At 71.8% G+C, this 22226-nt stretch carries 21 protein-coding genes; 19 read left to right on the forward strand and 2 right to left on the reverse strand.

Annotated elements, in window-relative coordinates; genetic code table 11:
• Positions 1-29: 29 nt before the first annotated feature.
• The 10 genes from RM590_RS06975 to RM590_RS07020 all read left to right on the forward strand — a co-directional run bounded on the left by RM590_RS06975 (position 30) and on the right by RM590_RS07020 (position 7231).
• Positions 30-1370 carry a CpaF family protein gene (locus RM590_RS06975; RefSeq protein WP_311703503.1) on the forward strand — a complete coding sequence of 447 codons (1341 nt, stop codon included), beginning with the start codon at positions 30-32 and terminating at the stop codon, positions 1368-1370.
• Positions 1371-1373: 3 nt separating this feature from the next.
• Entirely contained in the window at positions 1374-2339 is a 966-nt protein-coding gene (locus RM590_RS06980; RefSeq protein WP_311703504.1) for a type II secretion system F family protein, read from the forward strand.
• Between the two features lie 13 nt (positions 2340-2352).
• Complete coding sequence (locus RM590_RS06985; RefSeq protein ID WP_311703505.1) at positions 2353-3243, forward strand: DUF5936 domain-containing protein; 891 nt, start codon at positions 2353-2355, stop codon at positions 3241-3243.
• Between the two features lie 99 nt (positions 3244-3342).
• On the forward strand, positions 3343-3648 hold the full coding sequence (locus RM590_RS06990) for a WXG100 family type VII secretion target (RefSeq protein WP_311703506.1): 306 nt from the start codon (positions 3343-3345) through the stop codon (positions 3646-3648).
• A gap of 69 nt (positions 3649-3717) precedes the next feature.
• Complete coding sequence (locus RM590_RS06995) at positions 3718-4359, forward strand: hypothetical protein (RefSeq protein WP_311703507.1); 642 nt, start codon at positions 3718-3720, stop codon at positions 4357-4359.
• A 43-nt stretch (positions 4360-4402) separates the two neighbouring features.
• Positions 4403-4744 (forward strand): hypothetical protein, encoded by a 342-nt coding sequence (locus RM590_RS07000; protein WP_311703508.1) that lies wholly within the window; start codon positions 4403-4405, stop codon positions 4742-4744.
• A gap of 310 nt (positions 4745-5054) precedes the next feature.
• On the forward strand, positions 5055-5267 hold the full coding sequence (locus RM590_RS07005) for a hypothetical protein (protein ID WP_311703509.1): 213 nt from the start codon (positions 5055-5057) through the stop codon (positions 5265-5267).
• Positions 5268-5305: 38 nt separating this feature from the next.
• Positions 5306-5848 carry a pilus assembly protein TadG-related protein gene (locus tag RM590_RS07010; protein WP_394813826.1) on the forward strand — a complete coding sequence of 181 codons (543 nt, stop codon included), beginning with the start codon at positions 5306-5308 and terminating at the stop codon, positions 5846-5848.
• Between the two features lie 37 nt (positions 5849-5885).
• The gene (locus RM590_RS07015; protein ID WP_311703510.1) at positions 5886-6494 is read left to right on the forward strand and encodes a hypothetical protein; all 609 of its coding nucleotides are present in this window, start codon (positions 5886-5888) and stop codon (positions 6492-6494) included.
• Positions 6495-6550: 56 nt separating this feature from the next.
• On the forward strand, positions 6551-7231 hold the full coding sequence (locus RM590_RS07020; RefSeq protein ID WP_311703511.1) for an OmpA family protein: 681 nt from the start codon (positions 6551-6553) through the stop codon (positions 7229-7231).
• Between the two features lie 4 nt (positions 7232-7235).
• On the opposite strand, the gene RM590_RS07025 is transcribed toward RM590_RS07020, so the two are convergent.
• Positions 7236-9077, reverse strand: coding sequence for a serine/threonine-protein kinase (locus RM590_RS07025; RefSeq protein WP_311703512.1), 1842 nt, complete (start codon positions 9075-9077; stop codon positions 7236-7238).
• 82 nt (positions 9078-9159) lie between these two features.
• On the opposite strand from RM590_RS07025, the gene RM590_RS07030 reads away from it, so the two are divergent.
• The 6 genes from RM590_RS07030 to RM590_RS07055 all read left to right on the forward strand — a co-directional run bounded on the left by RM590_RS07030 (position 9160) and on the right by RM590_RS07055 (position 16195).
• Positions 9160-9687, forward strand: coding sequence for a DUF1990 family protein (locus RM590_RS07030; RefSeq protein WP_311703513.1), 528 nt, complete (start codon positions 9160-9162; stop codon positions 9685-9687).
• Positions 9688-9925: 238 nt separating this feature from the next.
• The gene (locus RM590_RS07035; RefSeq protein WP_311703514.1) at positions 9926-10729 is read left to right on the forward strand and encodes an A24 family peptidase; all 804 of its coding nucleotides are present in this window, start codon (positions 9926-9928) and stop codon (positions 10727-10729) included.
• 256 nt (positions 10730-10985) lie between these two features.
• The gene (locus tag RM590_RS07040) at positions 10986-11774 is read left to right on the forward strand and encodes an isoprenyl transferase (RefSeq protein WP_311703515.1); all 789 of its coding nucleotides are present in this window, start codon (positions 10986-10988) and stop codon (positions 11772-11774) included.
• Between the two features lie 318 nt (positions 11775-12092).
• On the forward strand, positions 12093-13394 hold the full coding sequence (locus RM590_RS07045) for a PhoH family protein (protein ID WP_311703827.1): 1302 nt from the start codon (positions 12093-12095) through the stop codon (positions 13392-13394).
• A 478-nt stretch (positions 13395-13872) separates the two neighbouring features.
• Entirely contained in the window at positions 13873-14583 is a 711-nt protein-coding gene (locus tag RM590_RS07050; protein ID WP_311703516.1) for an aggregation-promoting factor C-terminal-like domain-containing protein, read from the forward strand.
• 151 nt (positions 14584-14734) lie between these two features.
• Positions 14735-16195 (forward strand): AI-2E family transporter, encoded by a 1461-nt coding sequence (locus RM590_RS07055; protein WP_394813813.1) that lies wholly within the window; start codon positions 14735-14737, stop codon positions 16193-16195.
• A gap of 280 nt (positions 16196-16475) precedes the next feature.
• Here RM590_RS07055 and RM590_RS07060 read toward each other — a convergent pair whose 3' ends face one another.
• Positions 16476-18206: an alpha/beta hydrolase gene (locus RM590_RS07060; protein ID WP_394813827.1), complete on the reverse strand. Its 1731-nt coding sequence runs from the start codon at positions 18204-18206 to the stop codon at positions 16476-16478.
• Positions 18207-18597: 391 nt separating this feature from the next.
• Here RM590_RS07060 and RM590_RS07065 point away from each other — a divergent pair, with 391 nt between their 5' ends.
• The 3 genes from RM590_RS07065 to RM590_RS07075 are packed head-to-tail and all read left to right on the forward strand — an operon-like array spanning position 18598 to position 22150.
• Positions 18598-19122, forward strand: coding sequence for a PadR family transcriptional regulator (locus tag RM590_RS07065; RefSeq protein ID WP_311703519.1), 525 nt, complete (start codon positions 18598-18600; stop codon positions 19120-19122).
• The gene (locus RM590_RS07070; RefSeq protein WP_311703520.1) at positions 19119-19814 is read left to right on the forward strand and encodes an ABC transporter ATP-binding protein; all 696 of its coding nucleotides are present in this window, start codon (positions 19119-19121) and stop codon (positions 19812-19814) included. The genes RM590_RS07065 and RM590_RS07070 overlap by 4 nt, the downstream gene beginning before the upstream one ends.
• Positions 19811-22150 carry an FtsX-like permease family protein gene (locus RM590_RS07075; protein WP_311703521.1) on the forward strand — a complete coding sequence of 780 codons (2340 nt, stop codon included), beginning with the start codon at positions 19811-19813 and terminating at the stop codon, positions 22148-22150. Before RM590_RS07070 ends, RM590_RS07075 begins: the two co-directional genes overlap by 4 nt.
• Positions 22151-22226 lie beyond the last annotated feature (76 nt).

A 22226-nucleotide genomic window follows, 5' to 3' on the forward strand; every position in this document is an offset into this window, starting at 1 on the left:
GCCGGTTGACCGAGGTGAAGGAGCGAGCGATGGGCCTGCGATCACGAGTCCACGCCCCCGACGAGCCCGCCGCCGTCGGATCGGACGACGGGCGGCTCGTCGCGACCTACCGCGCCAAGCTGCTGGAGGAGATCGACCTCGCCGAGATGTCGTCGCTCGGCATGAGCGAACGGCGCGACCGCCTGGAGCGCGTGCTCGGCCACATCCTCAGCCGCGAGGGGCCGGTGCTCTCCACCCAGCAGCGCGCCCTGCTCATCCGCCGCGTCGTGGACGAGGCGCTGGGCCTCGGCATCCTCGAACCGCTCCTGGAGGACGCCTCCATCACCGAGATCATGGTCAACGGCCCCGACCAGATCTACGTCGAACGCTCCGGGCGCGTGGAGCGGCTGCCGCTGCGCTTCGCCTCGGAGGAGCAGCTCATGCAGACCATCGAACGCATCGTCTCCACCGTCAACCGCCGCGTGGATGAGTCCAATCCGATGGTGGACGCCCGCCTGCCCACCGGCGAGCGCGTCAACGTCATCATCCCCCCGCTGTCCCTCAGCGGCGCCACCCTCACCATCCGCCGCTTCCCCCGCGCCTACACACTCGCCGAGCTCATCGGATTCGGCACGCTGGACGAGCAGTTGGTGCTGCTGCTGTCCGGACTGGTGCGCGCCAAGTTCAACGTCATCGTCTCCGGCGGCACCGGCTCCGGGAAGACCACCCTGCTCAACGCCCTCAGCGGCCTGATCCCGGAGGGCGAACGCATCGTCACCGTCGAGGACGCCGCCGAACTCCAGCTCCAGCAGAGCCACGTCATCCGCCTCGAATCGCGCCCGCCCAACATCGAGGGAAAGGGCGAGGTCACCATCCGCGACCTCGTGCGCAACTCCCTGCGCATGCGCCCCGACCGCATCATCGTCGGCGAGGTTCGCGGCGGCGAGACCCTGGACATGCTGCAGGCCATGTCCACCGGCCACGACGGCTCGCTGGCCACCGTTCACGCCAACAGCGCGGAGGACGCGCTGCTGCGCCTCCAGACCCTCGCCTCCATGTCCGAACTCCAGGTGCCGTTCGAGGCGCTGCGCGACCAGATCAACAGCGCCGTCGACGTGCTCGTCCAGCTCGTGCGCAACCCCGACGGCTCCCGCCGGCTGGCCGAGATCGCCATCGTCGCCTCGCACGGCCGGCAGCCGTTCCGCATCGCCACCGTCGCCGAGTTCCAGGCCGAGCCGATGAGCCCCGGCGGACAGGTGCACGGCCGGTTCCGGCACTACCCCGTCCCGCGCGCCGTCGCCGACCGCCTCTATCTGGCGGGCGAACAGGTGCCGCCCGCGTTCGGCGTCCACCTCGACGACTCCCACCTCGCCACCCGGGAAGCGAGCTGACCCATGGGCGACCTCTCCCTCCTCGCCACCGGCCTGGCCCTGCTCGCGCTCGTCTGCGCCGTGGCCGGCCTCCGGCTCTACGCCACCGGCCGCGCCGAGCGGCAGGCCCTCATCGACCGCCTCGCCGGCCCCGGCCCGGCCCCGGCCGACGCCGCCCGGTCCGCCGCGCGACAGCCCGGCCGCCGCCGCAGATTCGACGCGCTCGACCGGCGGCTGCGCGAGACCGAACTGGGCCGCCGGCTGCGCCTGAAGCTCCAGGCCACCGGGCTCGACCTGACCGTCGGCGAGTACGCCGCCTATGTGCTGGCCACCGTCGCCGCGCTCTGGCTCATCGGCTCCGCGGTGCTCGCGCCGTTCTTCGGCCCGGTCTTCGCGGCCGTCGCCCTCTGGGGCGGCAACCTCTTCCTCAACTGGCAACGCGCCCGGCGCACCGAGAAGTTCATCAGCCAGCTCCCCGAACTGGCCCGGCTCATCGCCAACGGCACCGCCGCTGGCCTCGCCATGCGCACCGCGCTGTCCATGGCCGCCGAGGAGATGGAGGACCCGGCCGGCGCCGAACTCGCGAACGTCGCCAATCAGCTCGCCGTCGGCCGTTCCCTGGAGGAGGCGCTGGGCGAGCTCGGCGCCCGGCTGCCCTCCCGCGAGCTGACCGTGCTCGTCACCACGCTCGTTCTCGCCAACCGGGCCGGCGGCACCATCGTCGCCTCCCTGCGCAACCTCACCACCACCCTGGAGGAGCGCAAGGAGACCCGGCGCGAGGTGCGCACCATGCTCGCCGAGATCAACGCCACCGCCGTCACCGTGCCACTGCTCGGCCTCGGCGCGCTGCTGATGATCAACGCCATGTCGCCCGGCGCCCTCGGCCGGGTCACCGGAAGCGCCGGCGGCCAGATCGCCATGCTGGTGGCGCTCGGCCTGTACGTCGTCGGATTCATCGTGGTGCGCCGCTTCGGGCGCATCGACGTCTAGGAGGACAGGCGCGGTGGGACTGCTACTCGGACTCCTCATGGGCGTCGCCGTGTTCGGCATCATCACGGCCGTGCGCATGCTGCGCTCCGGCACCCCGCTCCCCGCCGACCTGGCGCTCGCGCTGGAGGTCGGCTCCACCCGCGTCTCGGCCGCCGGCTCGGTCGTCGACCGGCTCGGCATGCGCTTCGCGCCGCTGGTGCTGCGCCTGATGGGCCGCCGGGCCGTGGACCGCAAGCGCCGGCGCATCGACCAGGCGGGCAACCCCGACGGCCTCACCATCGACCGGTACGCCGCCCGCCGCGCGGTCTACGGCCTGTTCGGGCTGGTGACCGCGGTCATCTTCTACGCGGCGGGCTGGCCGCTGTTCTCCCTGCTGTCGCTCGCGTTCGGCGCGTGCGCGGCGGACGCCGCGATCTGGCAGGGCATCCGCACCCGCCGGGACGTCATCGACCGGACGCTGCCCGACTTCCTGGACGTGCTCGCGGTCGTCGTCTCGGCGGGCCTCGGCTTCCGCCAGGCGCTGGACCGGGTCTCGGCCCGCTACGAGGGGCCCTGGGCGGACGAGATACGCATCACCCTGCGCCAGATGGACATGGGCGTCTCGCGCCGCCAGGCGTTCGACGAGCTGCGCCGCCGCAACGACTCCGAGCCCGTCAACCAGTTCGTCACCGCCCTGCAGCAGGGCGAGGAACTGGGCGCCCCGATCGCGGACACGCTCATCCAGATCGCCCGGGACATGCGCCGCACCGACGCCCAGAACGCCCGGCGCCGCGCCGCCCGCGCGATTCCGATGGCGACCATGGCGACGCTGGTGTTCATGGTGCCCGCCACCATGATCATCATCGTCACGGGCATGATCCTCGGCTCCGGAACGGACTTCACCGGCATCCTGGACGGCGACTGACCCCGAGGGCCTGTTGCGCCGCCGTGGACCGCCTGTTACCAACTCGTAGGAGAGGTGCGGTCCGTCCGCCCGTACGCTAGTGGGAAGGGGGTGTTGCCCATGGGTCGCGAAGGCGATGTCGACGTCACGTATCAGGACATGCGCGACGCGGGGGACCGGCTGATCGAAGCGAAGGAGGACTTCAACACCAAGTTCGACCAGCTCAAGGTGTATGTGGCCGACCTGGTGCAGGACGGCTATGTCACGACGCGTTCCTCCGTGGCGTTCGACCAGGCCTACGAGGAGTTCACCACGGGCGGGAAGCAGACCATGGACTCCCTCCAGGGCCTGGGCGACTTCCTGCACGGCGCGGCGGACGGGTTCGCGGACCTGGACCGGCAGTTGGAGGAAGGGCTGCGCGAGTAGTTCTTCTCCGCGCTTTGTCCGCGATTGTCCGCGTGAGCGAGGCCCCCGGGCCGGAAGGAGCACTGAACCATGGCCGACAGGTGGACCGACGCGGTCACCGTGGAGCGCCAGGGGTTCCGGATCTCGGTCCCCGACTCCTGGTGGGAGTTCGACCTGCGCCCGGAGACCCGGGACGACAGCATCCGGCGCATGCTGGAGGAGCGGATCGCCATCCAGCCGGAGCTGGCCGAACACCGCGACGTCATCTCCTCGTTCCTGCGCCGCCAGTCCCGCGAGGCGTGGGACTCCGGCGCGGTGTACTGCGGCTGCATGGCGCAGAGCTTCGGCGGCGGCCCGCCGATCACCGCGTCGATGACGGTCTCGATCATCGGGGCGCGCACCTCCAGCGGCGAGATCCTGCCCACCGACCCGGCGTCGATCGTCGGCCAGTTGGGCACGAAGGTCGCCCGCAGGCCGGGCGACGCCTGGCGCGAGGTCTCCACGGTCGACATCAAGGACGTCGGCGTGGCGGCCCGCACCCGGGGCATCGAGGACATCCCGGTGCCGGGAGACACGCGCCATGTGCGGGCGGTGCTGATGCAGACGTTCATCCCGGTGCCGGGCGACGGCCAGGCCGTGGCGCTGGTGTCCGGCAGCAGCCAGGTCCTGGATCTGGCCGACTCCTTCTTCGACGTGTTTGACGCCATCACGTCCACGTTCCGCTTCATCTGATTCCTACGAGTTCCTATGAGTTCCTACGAGGGGAGGCCGGGGCATGCCCGACAGCAGCGAGCGGCTCGCGATCCCAGTCGCCGAACTGTCCGAATTCGCCCCCCAGTTGCGGAGTGTCAAGGAGTACATGAACCGCACGGGGGACACGTTCGACCAGTACCACGACGCGATGGGCGACGAGCGCGTGGTCAACGCGCTCGAGGACTTCGTCAGCGGCTGGAAGGATGGCCGGGGCGACATCAGCGAACAACTGTCAGGCCTGGCCGACATGGCGGACACCGTCGTCACCACCGTCAACGACTTCGAGGCCGAACTGGAGCGCACCCTGACGGACGGGGGCGGCGGCGACCAGGGCGGCGGGGGCGGCGACCAGCAGGCCGTATAACGGACGGGTTTCGCTGGTTTCGCTCCCCCGGCCGTTGGGCACGGTGCCTCATGCGCGCAGCGGAGGGGACGCGCCCGGTCACATTCGGCAGGCCCTCCCTGCCCAAGTCGCGCGCCGTGTGGCACAGTCAGTGCCGATAGCTGTACGCGTTGGCCCGCTGGGAGGGGGTCGGGCATGGTGCATCCCGCCTTCATACGGCCGCCGTCAAGGCACACCCGCAGCCCGGCGCCGCCACGCCACGAAACGAATCGGCGGGCCGAAGGCCAGGAAAGGCCGGCTGAACCGGCGTCAGCCGGAGGAGAGGGACGCCATGAGCAGGCTGCTGTCGAGTTGGAGACACAGGGTTGCCGAGCGACTGCACGGCCGTTACTCCGACCGGGGGGCGGGGTTCGTGGAGTACGCGGGCCTGCTGTTGCTGATCGCGGCTGTGGTGGGTGCGGTGATGGCGCTGGATCTGCACGAGGCGATTTCGGACGCGATAGGCGACGCGGTCGCGGACGTGCTCGGTTCCTCAGAGGAGTAGATCCCAGCCGGGGCGCGGTATTCCCGCTTTACATATGGATAGTCAGCGGCCTTCTCGCAGTGGCCTTCGTCTGCTTCGCCTTCGCCCAGGCCGCGGTCACCCGTAGTGCCGCTCAGTCCGCTGCCGACGCGGCGGCCCTCGCAGCCGCAGGTGAGGCCCGAGATCATCTGTTCGACGGCTTTCTCGGCGTAGTCGGCGGCGAGGGCGAAGAAGACCTCGGCCACATTCTTGGCGGTGAGGATTTCTACGTTCCCGCGGCATGCGACGAGGCGGCCCCGCGGCTGGCTGATCGCAACGGCGCGGACGTCGTCGACTGTTTCCCGGACGACGAGGGCCTCGGAATCACCGTGATCGTGGAGACGCGGGAGACCATGGGGGATTCGATGATTCCGGGCACGGAGGACGAAAAGGCCCGGGCAGAGGCGACCGCCGTCATTCGCGGCCTGTGCGAGCTCACGACCGAAGAGGACGAACGCGTCGAGCTCGACTGCGACGAGGCTCCGGATTGGGACTTCGACCCGGAGGACGAAGAAGATCTCCCGGATGCCCGGGACCTGTTCCAGGTCTACCTGGAAGACTGACCACACCGACGTATGGACCGCAAAGGAATGGCGCCCGATGGACCTCCGTGAAAACAAGTCGCGCCTCATCTTGATCGTGGTGACCCTTGGGGCCGCGCTGGTGATTGCCGTGGCCAGTTGCTCCGGCGGGGGCGGGGAGGACGACGGCGGCTCCGGCGGGTCCGCCTCCGGGCAGGAGAGCAACGGCGAGAGCGAGGACCCCACGGAGGATCCGGCCGGTGGGGATGACGAGGAGGAAGAAGAACCTGCGGCGGAGATTCTGGCCGAGGTGACCGGCGAGCAGGACATCGTCCTCGCGATCACACGTGCGGAGCGCGAGGCGGGTGGCTTCCTCACCGTCGAAGGGACCATTCACAACGCGGGCGATGACGAATGGCGTGCCACCGCGTGGGCCGGCGATGAGAACGAGCTGGCGGACAACGGCTTTTCCATGGCCGGAGCCACCCTGGTCGCCCACGAGGAGGGCAGGCGTTTTCTGATCCTCCGGGACACCGAGGGACGCTGCCTCTGCACCAACTTCGGCCTGCGGATCGATCCCGGGGACACCATCAACTGGTACGCCCAGTTCCCCGAGCCCGAACCTGAGACCACGGAAGTCGACTTCCAGATCGGCCAGATGCCGCCCGCCACCATCGAGATTCGCTGAGGGGGCCCCGAGTGAAGTATGGGCTGCACCACACTGTCCGGGCGGTCACGGTCCTGATGACCGGAGCCGCGGTCGTGGCCTTCGGCACTCCGGCCGTGGCCGACGACGAGGACTCCGAGACCGAGCGGCCGCCGGGGTATGAGGAGCCGGAGGTGCCAGACATCGACCCCGAGGCGGCCGGGCTGATGCTCGCGGACGGCGCCACGCTGGCCGAGCCGCGGGTGTTGGACATCACCTTCGCCATCGAGGATCTCGGCACTGGTGAGAGCGCGCCCGGCGAGCCGGAGGAGAGCCCCACCGGTGGTGACACGGGTGACGACGACCCCGGCGGGCAGGGGCCGAACGGCGGTGGTGAGCAGCGCGAGGAACAGACGGGGGACACCCACAAGTTCACGTTGCAGACCGACGTGCTGTTCCAGGAGGGCAGCGCGGAGCTCTCCGACGACGCCCGCACCGCTCTCGCCGATGTGGCCGCCGCCATCAACGAACACCAGCCCAGCCGGGTGAACATCTTCGGCTTCACCGATGACCAGGGCTCCTACGAGAGCGGCGTCACCCTCTCCTCGGATCGGGCTGCCAACACCCACCAGGTGCTGCTGGAACTCATCGAGAACCCCACCGGAATCGCGTTCAACGTCCGCGGTTACAGCGAGGACTACCCCCTCTACGACAACGAGACGGAGGAGGGCCGGCAGCGGAACCGCCGGGTGGAGATCTCCTGGCCCACTGACGAGTAGCCGCTCAGTCGTTGACCCGCCATACCGTGACGCTGGTGGTGTAGGAGGGCAGATCCTCGTTGTAAGGATCGACGGTGACGCGCTCGATCCACATCATCGCCAAGTGGTCCTCCGTGGTCTTCACACAGATCCCCATGTCCTCGTGCAGGGTTTGATTGGCGAGGATGTCGTCGGTCGGGATCACATTGGGCAACGTGGGCGCATGGGCGGCCTCGAAGCACTCGTCCGGCGTGGCATCGCGCGAGTCGATGGTTCCGGCGAAGACCTCGGAGTGGAACTCGATGCCTTCGCCTTCGAGGCTGGGGTTGCCACAGTGGACGTACTGGAACTCGTACTCCCCGAAGACGTCGCCGCCGCTGAGGAGCGCGGTCTGCACCCGGACCTCGTCGAGGTCGACCAGGGTGAGGTTGCCCCCACCGCACCGGTTGCTGCCGCTCACATCCGTATTGGGCGTGTAGAGCGGCGCCACCACATCCAACCCCACCCCCTCGCTGATCACCTCATACGGCGAGTTCGGGTCCCCGTCCCCCGACGTGTCGCCCGGCCCCGTCGACCCTTCGTCCGGCGACTCGTCCCCGGACGGCTCCTCCTCCGGCTCCTCCGACTCCTCCGGCGGGGACTGCTCCTCGTCCCCGCCGCCCGGCGTGCTCGTGGACCCGTCGTCGTCCGAGGACGCCTCGGGGGTCTCGCTGTCGCCGTCCCCCAGGACCTGAACGGCCAGCACACCGCCGAGCATCGCCGCCACCACCGCCGTCGCCGCCAGCAGCACCGCCATCCGGCGGCGTGACTGCTGCGGCCGCAACGGCTGCTGCGGTCCGGTGGGTGCCGGCACCGGGGAGAAGGCCGGCGGAGGTGGGGTGGACGGTGGAGTCGACGGTGGGGTGGGCGGGAGCGAGGGGGCGGCGGCGGGGGGTGTGGGCGGCGCGGGGAGGGGTGGGCTGTTGTGGAGCCGCTGTGTCACCTCCGCCGCCACCGGCGCCGGAAGCCAGCTCTCCTGGCGTTGCAGCGTCTGCCCCGGCGACAGCACCCGGCACGCCTCGATCACCTGTGCCGGAGTCGGGCGCGCCGCCGGGTTCTTGGCCAGGCAGGCGTGGATCAGGTGGCGCAACTGTTCGGGGACCCGGGACAGGTCCGGCTCGTCCTGGACGATCCGGTACATCACCGCGTGGGCCGCGCCCTCGCCGAAGGGGTGGGTGCCGGTGGCCGCGTAGCACGTGATGATGCCCAGCGCGAAGACGTCCGTCGCGGGCGTGGCCGAGGAACCGGTGATCTGCTCGGGCGCCATGTACGACGGCGTGCCCACCCGCGCGTCCGTTCCCGTCAGGGCCGTCACGTCGGCGGCGCGCGCGATGCCGAAGTCGATCACCTTCGGGCCGTCGGCGGCCAGCAGGACGTTGCCCGGCTTCAGGTCGCGGTGGATGATCCCGGCCGCGTGGACGGACTGAAGCGCCTCGGCCACCCCGCCCACCAGCAGCAGCACGGTCTCCGGCGGCAGCGGGCCATAGGTCCGCACCACGTCCGACAGGGACAGGCCCGGCACATACGCGGTGGCCAGCCAGGGCGCGGCGCCCTCGGTGTTGCTGTCCAGGACCGGCACCGTGTAGAGGCCCTGCACCCGCCGGGCGGCGCGGACCTCCAGCTCGAAGCGCCGGCGGAACTCCGGGTCCTCCGCGAACTCGGCGCGCACCACCTTCACCGCGATGGGCTGTCCACCGCGCGTATAAGAGAGGTATACGCTTCCCATTCCTCCGGAGCCGAGCCGCGCCTGGAGCCGGTATCCCGCCACCTCCCGCGGATCCGTGGGGCCGAGCGGGCTGAACTGCGATGGTGTCTCGTGCGAGGACATGCGTCCTTCCCCCCTGGGTCAACGGACGGCGTGACGTGCATCGTAGGACGCCGGAGGCGGATCGGGAGCAGAGGGGTTCGGGATGACCGCTGAGGACTTCACCTACCAGGACGTTGGCGCGACGCGGGATCCAACGACGTTGCCGCCGCCGGGATTTCACCTGATGCGGGTACGCACGCGGATCGGCCGCGGCGCCGGCGTGCGCGACGCGGCCGGCGAGGCGCTGCTGACCTGGGACATGCACCGGGGCATGGGCGCGACGGTGGTCGCGGACGCGCCCGAGGCCGCGCCCGGCGTGCGGGCCGTGGTCGGGCTCGGCGTCGGGCCGTTCCGGCTGCGCGCGCCATGCCGCGTCGTATGGGTGGTGCGCGAGGAGGAACGCGTCGGCTTCGCGTATGGAACGCTCCCGGGGCACCCGGCGAGCGGCGAGGAGGCGTTCCTCGTCGAACGGCTGCCAGACGACTCGGTGTGGCTGACGGTGACGGCGTTCAGCCGCGGCGCGGCCTGGTACACCCGGGCGGCGGGGCCGCTGGGACGGCTCGCGCAACGGGCGGTCGGCCACCGTTACGGCACCGCTCTGCGCCGCGCTGTTGGGGCCCGGACGCGCTGAGTGGCCGTCTCGCCGAGGGGGTCACGCGCTTCAGAACGGTGCGGTATGGTTCCCCTCGTGTTGGCAGCCGCTGACATGTTTTGCGCCAGCGTCGTCACTCCCACCCCGGCGACGGCTGGCGGGGCGGACCGTGAGCCACCCCCCCCCGCTCCGGTCCGGCCCCTTTCGACGGGTCGGTCTGCCCTCCCCCCCCACTCGGGCAGGCCGGCCCGTGTCGTTCGCGCATTACGCTCGGGCCGTGCATCCCCTCTTGATCGCCGCCGCCGCCGGGTACGGCGCGCTGGCCGGGCTGCTGATCACGCGGCCCGCCTACCGGCTGTCCGTCGAGCCGGGACAGCCCTGGCGTTCCACCTGCCCGGCCGGGCATCCGCTGGCGGGCCGGCCGCGCGGTTGGGTCGGCCCCGGCCGGTGCGCCGACTGCGCGGCGGTCCGCGTGAGCCGGCCGGCGGGCCCGGTGAACGCGGCGGCCGAGGCCGAGGCGCCCCCGGACGGCGCGCGCTACGGGATCTCGCCGCTGCGGCCCGCCGCCGTGGCCGCCGGGGCGTGCGCGGCGGTGGCCGCCGCCGTCGGCGGCCGGCCGGAACTCGTCGTCTGGCTGCTCGCCGTCCCGGTGGTCGTGCTGCTGGGCACGGTGGATTTCGCCGTGCAGCGGCTGCCCGACGTGCTCACCCTGCCGCTGGCCGCCGGGGTGGTCGTCGGCCTCGGACTGGCGGCCCTGCCCGGCGGCGGCGGGGGGAGCTGGCTCCGGGGGCTGCTGGGCGGCGCGGTGCTGAGCGCCGTGTACTTCGTCCTCTTTCTCATCAACCCCCGGGGGATGGGCTTCGGCGACGTCAAGCTGGCGATCCCGATCGGCGTCGCCCTTGGGTGGTACGGCTGGGATGTTGTGTTTTTCGGCACATTCGTCGGCTTCCTGCTGGCGGCCGGATATGGCCTGTCCCTGGTCATCACCCGCCGCGCCGGGCGGGGTTCGACCGTCCCCTTCGGCCCGTTCATGGCCCTGGGCGCCCTGCTCGCCCTGGTGCTCGGCGGACTCGCCGCCTGAATCTGGCACGAGGTGCAGCCATCACCGCCCCCGATGCGTTACGGTGGAATCCCCCCCCTCGGGCCGGTCCGTAATCCCCCCCCACGGACCGGCCCGCTTTCGTTTCCGGTGAGAGCGGCCTTTTCCAGGTGAGAGCGGCCTTTCCGGGGAGGGCGGCGCCACCGGGCGGCCCGGCTCGGCGCCCCTTGGCTGAATCCACCGGTTTCGATTCTTGGGCCCCGGTGCCAGCAGTAGAGTTCCGGACACGGAGAGGGTCATGGAGGGGCTGACACACACCATGAGGAACAAGCTGCGCCGGCTGGCCGTCAGGCTGTACACACGGCGGGTCGAGGGCAGGCTCGACACCGATCAGGGACCCAAGCACATCGGGGTGATCCTGGACGGGAACCGGCGCTGGGCCAAGGCCGCGGGCAGCACGACGAAGCAGGGCCACGAGGCCGGCGCGGCCAAGATCCGCGATCTGCTCGGCTGGTGCGCGGAGACGGACGTGGAGGTCGTCACCCTCTGGCTGCTCTCCACCGACAACCTCAACCGGGAGCCCGAGGAGCTCGGCGTCCTGCTGTCCATCGTCGAGGGCGCCGTGCGCGACCTGGCCGAGGACGGCCGCTGGCGGGTGAACCACGTGGGCGCGCTGGACGTGCTCCCGGAGCGGACCCGGCGGGTGCTGCGCGAGGCCGAGGACATGGCACGCGGCCGCGAGGGGATACTCGTCAACGTCGCCGTCGGCTACGGCGGGCGCCAGGAGATCACCGACGCCGTCCGTTCGCTGCTCGCCAAGCGCGCCGCGGACGGTGGGACCCTGGAGCAGGTCGCGGAGGAGCTGGAGGTGGAGGACATCTCCGAGCACCTCTACACCCGCGGGCAGCCGGATCCGGACCTCGTCATCCGCACCAGCGGCGAGCAGCGGCTGTCCGGATTCATGCTCTGGCAGAGCGCCCACTCCGAGTACTACTTCTGCGAGGCGTACTGGCCCGCGTTCCGGAAGGTCGACTTTCTGCGGGCGCTGCGCGACTACGCGGCGCGGCACCGGCGTTACGGGATCTGAGGATCCCGGCCTGCTGGGCGAGTGTGCGGGGCGTCCCCAACAGGGGGGCGCCGCCCGGGGCGTTCTTCGCATGAGATGCGCGGCAAGCGGGCATATTCACCGCGGGCCGCGCGTCGGCGCGGTCCGCCGGGAGGCCCGCTTGCGCACCACGACACCCCTCTTTTCAGCCGGGGACAGGGCCGGTACCGGGCCCGTGTGCAACGGGCCGGGGCCGGCCGTCTTGACCCCCGGCGCCCTGGGCGCCTTGTTCCCCGCACCTCATCCGAGGGGGTTCGTCCACTCGTGGTCACCAGCAAGAAGCGTTCGAACGACCGGCGCATGTACGTCCTGGACACCAGTGTTCTCCTCGCCGACCCGGCGGCCATCACCCGCTTCGACGAGCATGAGGTCGTCCTTCCGGTCGTCGTCATCTCCGAGCTCGAGGCGAAACGGCACCACCCCGAGCTCGGCTACTTCGCCCGGCAGGTGCTGCGCCGCCTCGATGAGTACCGCGTGCGGCACGGGCGGCTCGACACCCCGCTGCCGATCGGCGAACTGGGCGGCACGCTGCGCGTCGAGCTGAACCACTCGGATCCGGCCGTGCTCCCGCCGGCCATGCTCAACGAGCGGGGCCGGCTGGCGGACAACGACTCGCGCATCCTGGCCGTCGCGCGGAACCTCCAGGCCGAGGGCCACGACGTCACGGTCGTCTCCAAGGACCTGCCGCTGCGCATCAAGGCGTCGTCGGTCGGGCTCGCGGCGGAGGAGTACCGCGCGGAACTGGCCATCACCGAGGCGGACGGCTGGACGGGCCTGGCGGAGGTCACCCTCAGCGGCGAGGCCGTGGACGAACTGTTCGCCACGGAGAGCGTGTACGACGCGGAGGCCGCGGAACTGCCGGTGCACACCGGGCTGGTGATCTCCTCGGAACGGGGCCGTGCGCTGGGCCGGGTCGGCCCGGACGGCCGGGTCAGGCTGGTGCGCGGGGACCGGGAGGCGTTCGGGATCCACGGCCGCAGCGCCGAGCAGCGGATCGCGCTGGACCTGCTGCTCGATCCCGAGGTGGGGATCGTGTCGATGGGCGGCCGGGCCGGCACGGGCAAGTCGGCGCTGGCGCTGTGCGCGGGACTCGAGGCCGTGCTGGAGCGCAGGCAGCACAGCAAGGTGGTCGTTTTCCGGCCGCTGTACGCGGTCGGCGGCCAGGACCTGGGCTATCTCCCGGGCACCGAGGCCGAGAAGATGAACCCGTGGGCGCAGGCCGTCTTCGACACGCTGTCCGCGGTGACCACGCGTGAGGTCATCGAGGAGGTCGTGGCGCGCGGCATGCTCGAGGTGCTGCCGCTGACGCACATCCGCGGACGGTCGTTGCACGACGCGTTCGTCATCGTGGACGAGGCCCAGTCCCTGGAGCGGAACGTCCTGTTGACCGTGCTGTCCCGGATCGGCCAGGACTCGCGGGTGGTGCTCACCCACGACGTCGCCCAGCGGGACAACCTGCGGGTCGGGCGGTACGACGGCGTGGTGGCGGTGGTGGAGAAGCTCAAGGGGCATCCGCTGTTCGCCCATGTGACCCTCACACGCTCCGAGCGCTCGCCGATCGCCGCGCTGGTGACGGAAATGCTCGAAGACGGACGGATTTAGCGTGCTTTACCGCTCGTCCGTTCCGAAAGGGGCGGGCGAGCGGAAGTGCGGTCGTGTGCGGCCATTTCGGCGAAACGGGCGAGGCGGTGTCAAAACGCCTCGTGGGCGCCCGGGTCCGGCAGGTGAATGCCCTGGCAGGGTCACCGAAAGACCTCCCCGTCCCGTTGGCAAGCCCAAACCGCCTGTGAGCTTTCCCACATGGGACTGAATTGCCTCGGGGTATCCGCGTCCGGCAGTGTGTGCGTCTGTCAGGCCCCGCATACGGCAACGATGTCCCCCAAGGACACCGCAAGGACTGCTTTTTACAACTGAACAGCCGCTCGCCGTATGCCGCCCGAAGCACATGTGGGTCGCCGCGCCTCGCCGCGGGACCCCGACCGGGCCAGTACCTCCTGTGACCACACCAGGGGAGGTCCGTGTCAGGGGCACGATTGCGCCCACAGGGTCAGCCGAGTGGGCGATGTCGGAAGGAAACCGTGTGACCGGGATTTCGGTCCGGGGATTCGCAGTGGCGTCAGCTACCGCGGTGACCACCGTCGGTGCTGCCGTCGGTGTCGCCTCGGGAGACGAACAAGGCCATCCCGCAGGGGAGGTCGAGGTCGTCGCGGCCGATGCGACGCTGCTCGCTGAGATACCCGCTGGCACGAATGCCCAGATGCACACCGCGTCGTTGACGCAGCAGGCGGAGTCGCAGGCCGACGCGGCGAACGCGGACGCACTGCGTGCGGCGCAGGAGTCCGCGCGGATCCAGGCGGCGGAGGCCGCCTCGGAGCGCAAGGCCGCCGCCGAGCGGGAGGCCCGCGAGCAGGCGGAGCGCGAGGCGGCCGAGGCCGCCGCGGAAGCCGCTGCCGCCGCCGCGGCGAGCGAGTCGACGGACTTCCCGGTGCAGTCGTCGTACACGAAGGCGGAGGTCCAGGCCATGGCCGCCCAGATCGTGGCGGCCGACCAGTTCCAGTGCTTCTCGAACATCGTGGACCACGAGAGCGGCTGGGACTACACCGCGACCAACCCGTCCTCCGGCGCCTACGGCCTGATGCAGGCGCTGCCCGGTTCGAAGATGTCCTCGGCGGGCGCCGACTGGCAGACGAACCCGGCCACCCAGATCCGCTGGGGCGTGAACTACATGGAGGACCGCTACGGAAGCCCGTGCGGCGCCTGGGAGTTCTGGCAGGCCAACAACTGGTACTGACGCGTACCGGCCATCAGCGTTCGACGAAGGTCCCCGTGCCGCCGTGGCACGGGGACCTCGCTGTTACCCGGGAGAGACCCCGGCGTGCCGCACCGCGCGGTAACGTCATCCCGCGCACCGCGTGAGAAAGCTGGGGGCGGAGGGAAACGGGATGTCAAGACTGGGCCGGGTCAGGGCCGGTTTGTCACGTGTGGGATCGCGTGTGTCGGGCCTGCGGTCCGGTGCCGAACGCGAGCAGGAGCGCCGGGAGCACGAGGCCGGCGAGCGCGGCGAGGCGGAGGCCGAGGCCGCGGGGGTGGTGACGGACACCGGCACCGGCCCGGTGCCCCGCGAGCGGCTCGAGGCGAAGGCCCGCCGGGCGGTGCTCGCCGGCGCCCCGTCGCTCGAGGAGCCGCGGCCGGGGGAGGCGGGCGCGGGTGTCCCGCCGGGCGGCCCGCCGGCCCCGCCCGCCCGGCGCCGGCCGGAGCCCGCCGAGGCCATCCCGTGGGGAGTGAGGGTGGCGGCCGAGGCCGGCTGGCGGATGCTGGTGCTGGCCGCCGTCATCTGGGTGCTGATGCAGGTGGTCGGCGCGGTCAGCCTGCTCGTCATCTCCTTCGCCGCCGGGCTGCTGATCACCGCGCTGCTCCAGCCGTTCGTCGGCTGGCTCAAGCGCATCGGCTTCAGCCGGGGCGCGGCCACCGCGGTCACCGCGTTCGGCGGCTTCGCCATCATGGGCCTGATGGGCTGGTTCGTGGTCTGGCAGGTGATAGAGAACTCCGAGGACCTGGTGGAGCAGGTCCAGAAGGGCGTCGAGGAGTTGCGCAACTGGGTGCTCGAACTGCCGTTCGATATCACCGAGGAGAACCTCGACGAGTGGGTCGAGAACATCAACTCGTGGATCAGCGACAACAGCGACACCCTGACCTCCGCCGGCCTCGAAGGCGTCAACTACGTGGTGGAGTTCTTCACCGGCGCGGGTATCACGCTGTTCGTCGTGCTCTTCCTGCTCTACGACGGCCGGGGCGTGTGGCACTGGTTCCTGCGGCTCGTGCCGCGCGCGGCGCGCGAGGGCGTCGCGGGCGCCGGACCGCGCGCCTGGATCACGCTCACGGGGTATGTGCGCGGGACCGTGATAGTGGCGCTCATCGACGCGGTGGGCATCGGCATCGGCCTGTTCGTCATCGATGTGCCGATGGCCGTGCCGCTGGCCGTGATCGTCTTCATCGCCTCGTTCGTGCCGCTCGTCGGCGCGATCGCCTCCGGCGCGCTGGCCGTGCTGGTGGCGCTGGTGACCGAGGGCGCGGTGGACGCGGCGATGGTGCTGGGCGTCGTGCTGCTGGTGCAGCAGATCGAGGGCCACATCCTCCAGCCGTTCATCCTGGGCCGGATGGTCCGGGTGCATCCGCTGGCGGTGGTGCTGGGCGTGGCGGCCGGCTCGATGCTGGCCGGCATCCCGGGCGCCATCGTCTCGGTGCCGCTGATCGCCGTCACCAACACGGTCGTCGGCTATCTGCGCGCCTACCAGGAGGAGGCCGACCGCCGCGCCGGCCCGGTCGCCAGCGGCGCGACCATCGCGGAACTGGCCCCCACCCCGCCGCCCGGCCAGGCGGACGGGCCCGGCGAGAAGAGCTAGCGAGGACCGGTCCGCGTAGGTCCTGTCCGGTCGGTCGATGGGGGTCCCCCCGGACGGAGTCTGGGGGAGGATCAGCCCTTGGCTCCCCCAGGCCCTCGAGGGCCTGGGAGGTGCCCCCATGACGCGGTGCTCCCCCAGGCCCTTGGGGGCCTGGGAGGTACCCCCAACAAGGCGGAGTATCGCAGCTCGTACGAATGGGGGCACCTCCCAGCGTTAGCTGGGGGAGCAGCGAGGTGCCGTGTATGGCGTCGTGGGCCCGGCCAGACCGGCCGGACGGGGCCTAGCCCGCCCAGCCGTGCTTCGGCGGGTGGCGGACCTCCAGCAGCCAGCCGAGGCGTTCGGAGTCGGTGGGGGTCCAGTCCTCCGGCGGGGCTATGGCGGCCCAGGCGTCCACCGGGTTGGAGCCGTAGCGGTGTCCGTGCGGGGCGGGTGCCCCGTACGACACCGCCATGTCCACGGTCGTCTGCCAGAAGGTGACGAACGGGAACCAGTCGATGGACGAGGTGACGTCCGGCCCCAGCGGCTCGTTGAGCCACTCCGGCCGCCGGAACAGCAGGTCGGGCGACCACCACACCACCGGGTCCGAGGCGTTCTGGAGGTAGACGATCCGCGGGTCCTCCCAGACCTCGCCCTCGGGCAGCCGCAGATCCGTCTCGGGGAACTGCGCGAAGCGCACATGCCGGCCCTCGTCGTACACCGGCCGCCACACCGGGCTGCCCGGGTCGCGGTTCTCGGTGAGTTCGCTGTGGATCGGGCTGAAGTCGGGCGGGCCGATCAGCAGCGCGCCGTCCGTCCTGGCGATCATGTCGTCCAGGCCGTCGAACGCCGACTCGATCGCCGAGACGGCCAGGCTCTCGCCGAACACCAGGAGTTGGGGGCGTTCGTCCTCGGGCTCCTGCTGCCAGCGCGCGTACACGGCGTCGAACAGCATCTCGGTGGCCAGGCCGGCCTCGTTGCGGTCGACCATGAACGAGGCCCAACTGGGCAGGTAGGAGTACTGCATCGTGACCACCGCGGTGTCGCCGCCGTGCATGTACTCCAGGGCCTCGACCGTCGTCGGGTTGACCCAGCCGGTGCCGGTGGTGCCGGTGATGGCCAGCACCGCACGGTCGAACGCGCCGGTGCGCTCCAGCTCGCGCACGGCCAGCTCCGCGCCGTCCGCGTAGTCGTCGTACGCCGCGCGGCCCACGTAGGCGCGGATGGGATCGAGCGCCTCCTCGCCGGTGAAGCCGGAGATCTCCTGGGCGGAGATGGCGGTCCCGGTGAACGTCCGGCCCTTGTTGCCCAAGTCCTCCCAGGCGATGAGCGAATCGGGGCTGCCGGACAGCATCGGCGAGTACGGCCGCATCACCCCCGGGTCGGTGCTGCGGTCCTTCGCGGCGGCGAGCCGGTCGGCGACCTCGAGGATGCCGCGGTCCCACACGACGTCCCGGGTGCCGATGACCACGATGGTGGTCGACAGCGCCAGGCCCAGCGCGACCGCGATCGGCCAGGGCACGAAACGGTTCAGCAGCCGCGTGAGCAGGCGCGTGCCCAGCCGGATGAGACGGGCGACCACCAGCAGGAGCGCCAGCACGGCCAGCGAGATCAGCGCGATCATCAGCGAGTGCCAGGTCAGGGTCGGCGGCAGGCCCTGGAGCCGGCGCAGTTCGCGCTGCATGTCGGCGCTGCGGCCCAGCATGAACGCCACCGCCCACGGCAGCAGCAGCAGATAGCCCAGCCAGCAGCGCGCCCGCAGCCGCTCGCTCGGCCGCCAGGGCGCCAGCAGCCGGTAGAGCCAGCTCAGCAGCGCGCCCAGGCCGTAGCCGATGGCCGCGGTGATGCCGCCGATCGCGCCCTGGTAGTACCAGGGCCGGGGGACCAGCGAGGGCGTCAGCGACAGCCAGAAGAAGAACGTGGCGGCCAGACAGGCGGTCAGATCCGGCCAGCGCCGGACGACCCAGGTGGAGCCGGGCCGTTCCCAGTACGGCTTGCGGGCGAACGCCACCGCCAGTTGGCGCGCCCTGAGCAGCGCGCCGCGCGCCTCCTCGGCCCGGGCCGCGACGACGCGTGCGGCGGGGTCCACGGCGTCCTCGGACGGCGCCCCGGCGCCCGGGGACGCGCCCGCGCCCGTTCTCGCGCCGTCCGCCGCGCTGTCGTCCGCCGTGTCCGGCGCCGGGCGCCGGGCGGCGACGCCCGGACCGGTGTCGCTCTCCGGTTCCGCGTCCGGCGCCGTCTGCTCTGTCACGTCGTCTCCGCCCCGTTCGGCCCCTGGTGCCCGGTCCTGTTCACGCTAGGGGATCAGACGCGACCGCGGTAAGCGGCGTTGCGTGCTTGGGTCCTTTCTGTGCTGCCCGGGTGACGGCGGAGCTATTCGCGCCCGGTATACACGCGGTGTATACCTCGCGTGTATAGTCGTCGGCATGTCCATCAGTCACACGCTTCTCGGCCTCCTGGAGGCCGGCCCGCGGCACGGGTACGACCTCAAGCGCGCCTTCGACGCCCACTTCGGCCAGGACCGGCCGCTGCACTACGGCCAGGTCTACTCGACGATGTCCCGGCTGCTGAAGAACGGCCTCGTCGAGGTCGACGGCATAGAGGCGGGCGACGGCCCCGAGCGCAAGCGCTACGCCATCACCGACGCCGGGATCACCGACGTCGACGAGTGGCTCACCGGGCCCGAGAAGCCCGAGCCCTATCTCCAGAGCGTCCTCTACACCAAGGTTGTCCTCGCCCTGCTCACCGGCCGGGACGCCGGCGCCCTGCTGGACACCCAGCGCGCCGAGCACCTGCGGCTGATGCGCGAGCTCACCCGCCGCAAGATCGGCGGCGACCTCGCCGATCAACTGATCTGCGACCACGCCCTGTTCCATCTCGAAGCCGACCTGCGCTGGCTGGAGCTGACCACCGCCCGTCTGGAGCGGCTCGCATCGGAGATCCACACATGACCGCCGCACCGGAAGCCCCGGCCCTGCTCACCGCCACCGACCTGCACAAGTCCTACGGCGCCACGCCCGCGCTGGCCGGCGCCGACTTCGCCATTCGCGCCGGTGAGGTGGTCGCCGTCATGGGCCCCTCCGGCTCCGGCAAGTCCACGCTGCTGCACTGCCTGGCCGGCATCGTGCCGCCCGACTCCGGCACCGTGCGGTACGCCGGCCGCGACCTGTCCGGCCTCTCCGACGCCGAGCGCAGCGCCCTGCGCCGCGGGGACTTCGGATTCGTCTTCCAGTTCGGCCAGTTGGTGCCCGAGCTCACCTGTGAGGAGAACGTCGCCCTGCCGCTGCGGCTGACCGGCACCGGACGCAAGGAGGCCGCGGCCCGCGCCGGCGAGTGGCTGGCCCGGCTGGAGGTCGAGGACGTGCGCCACCACCGGCCCGGCCAGATCTCCGGCGGCCAGGGCCAGCGCGTGGCCGTGGCCCGCGCCCTGGTCAACGACCCCCGCGTCCTCTTCGCCGACGAGCCGACCGGCGCCCTTGACTCGCTCAACGGCGAGCGCGTGATGCAGCTTCTGGTCACCGCCGCCCGGGAGTCCCAGGCGGCGGTCGTGCTCGTCACCCACGAGTCGCGCGTCGCCGCCTACTCCGACCGCGAGGTCGTCGTCCGCGACGGCCGGGCCCGGGACATGGCGGGGGCGCTGTGAGGAACGCGACCCTCGGCGCCTGGGCGCGGGAGCTCGCCATCGGGGCGCGCTTCGCCGTGACCGGCGGCCCCGGCTGGATACGCACCGTCCTGACCGCCGCCGGCGTCGGCCTCGGCGTCGTGGTGCTGCTGCTGGCCGCCTCCGTGCCCAACGTGATGGACGAGCGCGACCGGCGCGGCGACGCCCGTTCCCCCGGCTTCGCCTCGGGAGTGACGGCCGGGCCCGACACGATACTGTTCACCGGCGGCGCCACCGAGTACCGGGGCCAGGAGGTCGACGGCCTGCTGATCCAGCCCGACGCCGGAGCCGACACCACCGCGGAGCCCCCGCCCGGCGTCGAGGCGTTCCCGGGCCCCGGCGAGATGGTGGTCTCCCCGGCCCTGGCCGAGCTGCTGGACTCGCCCAAGGGCGAGCTCCTCGCCGAACGCCTCGACTACCGCCGCGTCGGCGTCATCGGCGACGAGGGACTGGCGGGGCCGGGCGAGCTGTACTACTACGCCGGCACCGACTCGCTGGGCGACGAGGCGCCGCGGACCCAGGGGTTCGGCGCCTCGTTCCCGGACTCTCCGCTGCCCTCGGCGCTGGTGCTGCTCATCGTCGTGCTCTGCGTGGTGCTGCTGATGCCGATCGCGGTCTTCGTCGCCACCGCCGTCCGGTTCGGCGGCGAGCGCCGCGACCGGCGGCTCGCCGCGCTGCGCCTGGTGGGCGCGGACACCGACATGACCCGGCGCGTCGCCGCCGGGGAGGCGCTGGTGGGCGCCGTCGGCGGGCTGCTCGTCGGGGTGGCCGGGTTCCTGATGCTGCGGCAGCTTCTCGGGGGCGTGACGGCCTGGGGGTTCAGCGCGTTCACCGCCGACATCGTGCCCGCCGCGCCGCTCGCCGCGCTGGTCCTGGCCGGCGTGCCGGTCGCGGCCGTGGCCGTGTCGCTCTTCGCGCTGCGCGGCATCGCCATCGAGCCGCTCGGCGTGGTCCGGGAGAGCACCGCCCGTCCCCGCAAGCTGGGCTGGCGCCTCGTGCCGGTGGCGCTGGGCGTGCTGCTGCTCCTGCCGATGATCGGCTCGTTCGAGGGCAGCAGCCGCACCGGGGAGACCCAGGCCGCCGTGGGGGTCGTGCTGCTGCTCGCCGGCGCCACGGTCCTGCTGCCCTGGCTGGTCGAGAGCGTCGTCGGCCGGCTGGGCGGCGGCCCGGCCTCCTGGCAGCTCGCCACCCGGCGGCTCCAGCTCAGCAGCGGGGCGGCGGCCCGCACGGTGAGCGGCATCACGGTCGCCGTCGCGGGCGCCACCGCCCTGTACATGCTGTTCGCCGGAGCCCGGAGCGAGCAGACCGAGGCCACCGGGGAGGACGTGTCCCGCGTCCAGCTTGCGGTCAACTCGTACGGCCTGGGCCGGGAGGAGACCGAGGAACTGTTCGGGCGGCTGGAGAGCGTGCCGGGCGTCACCGGGGTGTTCGGGCTGGTCGACGGCTCCTACACGAAGGCCGGGCAGCCGGCTGGCGGCGAGTTCGTCCCGACCGGCGAGATCGTGGTCGGCGACTGCGCCGCGCTCAATGAGGTGGCCCATCTGGAAGGGTGCGCGGACGGCGACGTCTTCCTGGCCGCCGACCCGGACAGCGCGGACTCGGCCGACCTGCCGGAGCCCGGCCAGCAGCTCGACCTCGGTGTCGACTCCGAGGGCCGCCGGGTGACGGACGAGCCCGAGCTGTGGACGGTCCCGGCGACGGCCTCCGCCGTCGAGTCCCGCGTCGATCCGAGCGGCGGGACGCGCGTCGGCGTCCTCGCCACGCCCGCCGCCCTCGACACCGACCTGATCCCGGACCCCTGGTCCCAGGCGTGGCTCACCGTCGACCCCGCGGCCGAGGACACCATCGAGCACGTGCGGAACGTGGCCTGGCGGGAGGATTCCCCGCCAGCCGTCTGGGAGTTCGAGTCGGAGCGTGTCTCCGACGAGCTGCTGGACATCCAGCGGGCGCTGCTCATCGGCTCAACGGGCGTGCTGACGATCATCGCGGCCAGCATGATCGTCTCCATGCTCGAACAACTGCGGGAGCGGCGGCGGCTGTTGTCCGCCCTGGTCGCCTTCGGCACCCGCCGCACGACCCTGGGCGCCTCGGTGCTGTGGCAGACCGCCGTCCCCATGGTGCTCGGCCTGACCCTGGCCGCGGCGGTCGGCACGGGGCTGGGCGCGATCCTGATGGCGATGGTCGGCCTGCCGGTCACCGGCTGGCTCGCGTTCCTCCCCATGACCGGGGTCGGCGCCGGCATGATCGCGGTGGTGACCCTGGTGAGCCTGCCACCCCTGTGGCGCATGATGCGCCCGGACGGCCTCCGCACCGAGTGACCCGCCCGCATGGGGCCGGGACCCGTTCCCGGCCCCATGCGCCGAGCGGATGACCCCCCGCCGACCCGGCCCGGTA

The organism is Streptomyces litchfieldiae (genome assembly GCF_031845365.1).
In the GTDB taxonomy this organism is placed as follows: Bacteria; Actinomycetota; Actinomycetes; order Streptomycetales; family Streptomycetaceae; genus Streptomyces; species Streptomyces litchfieldiae.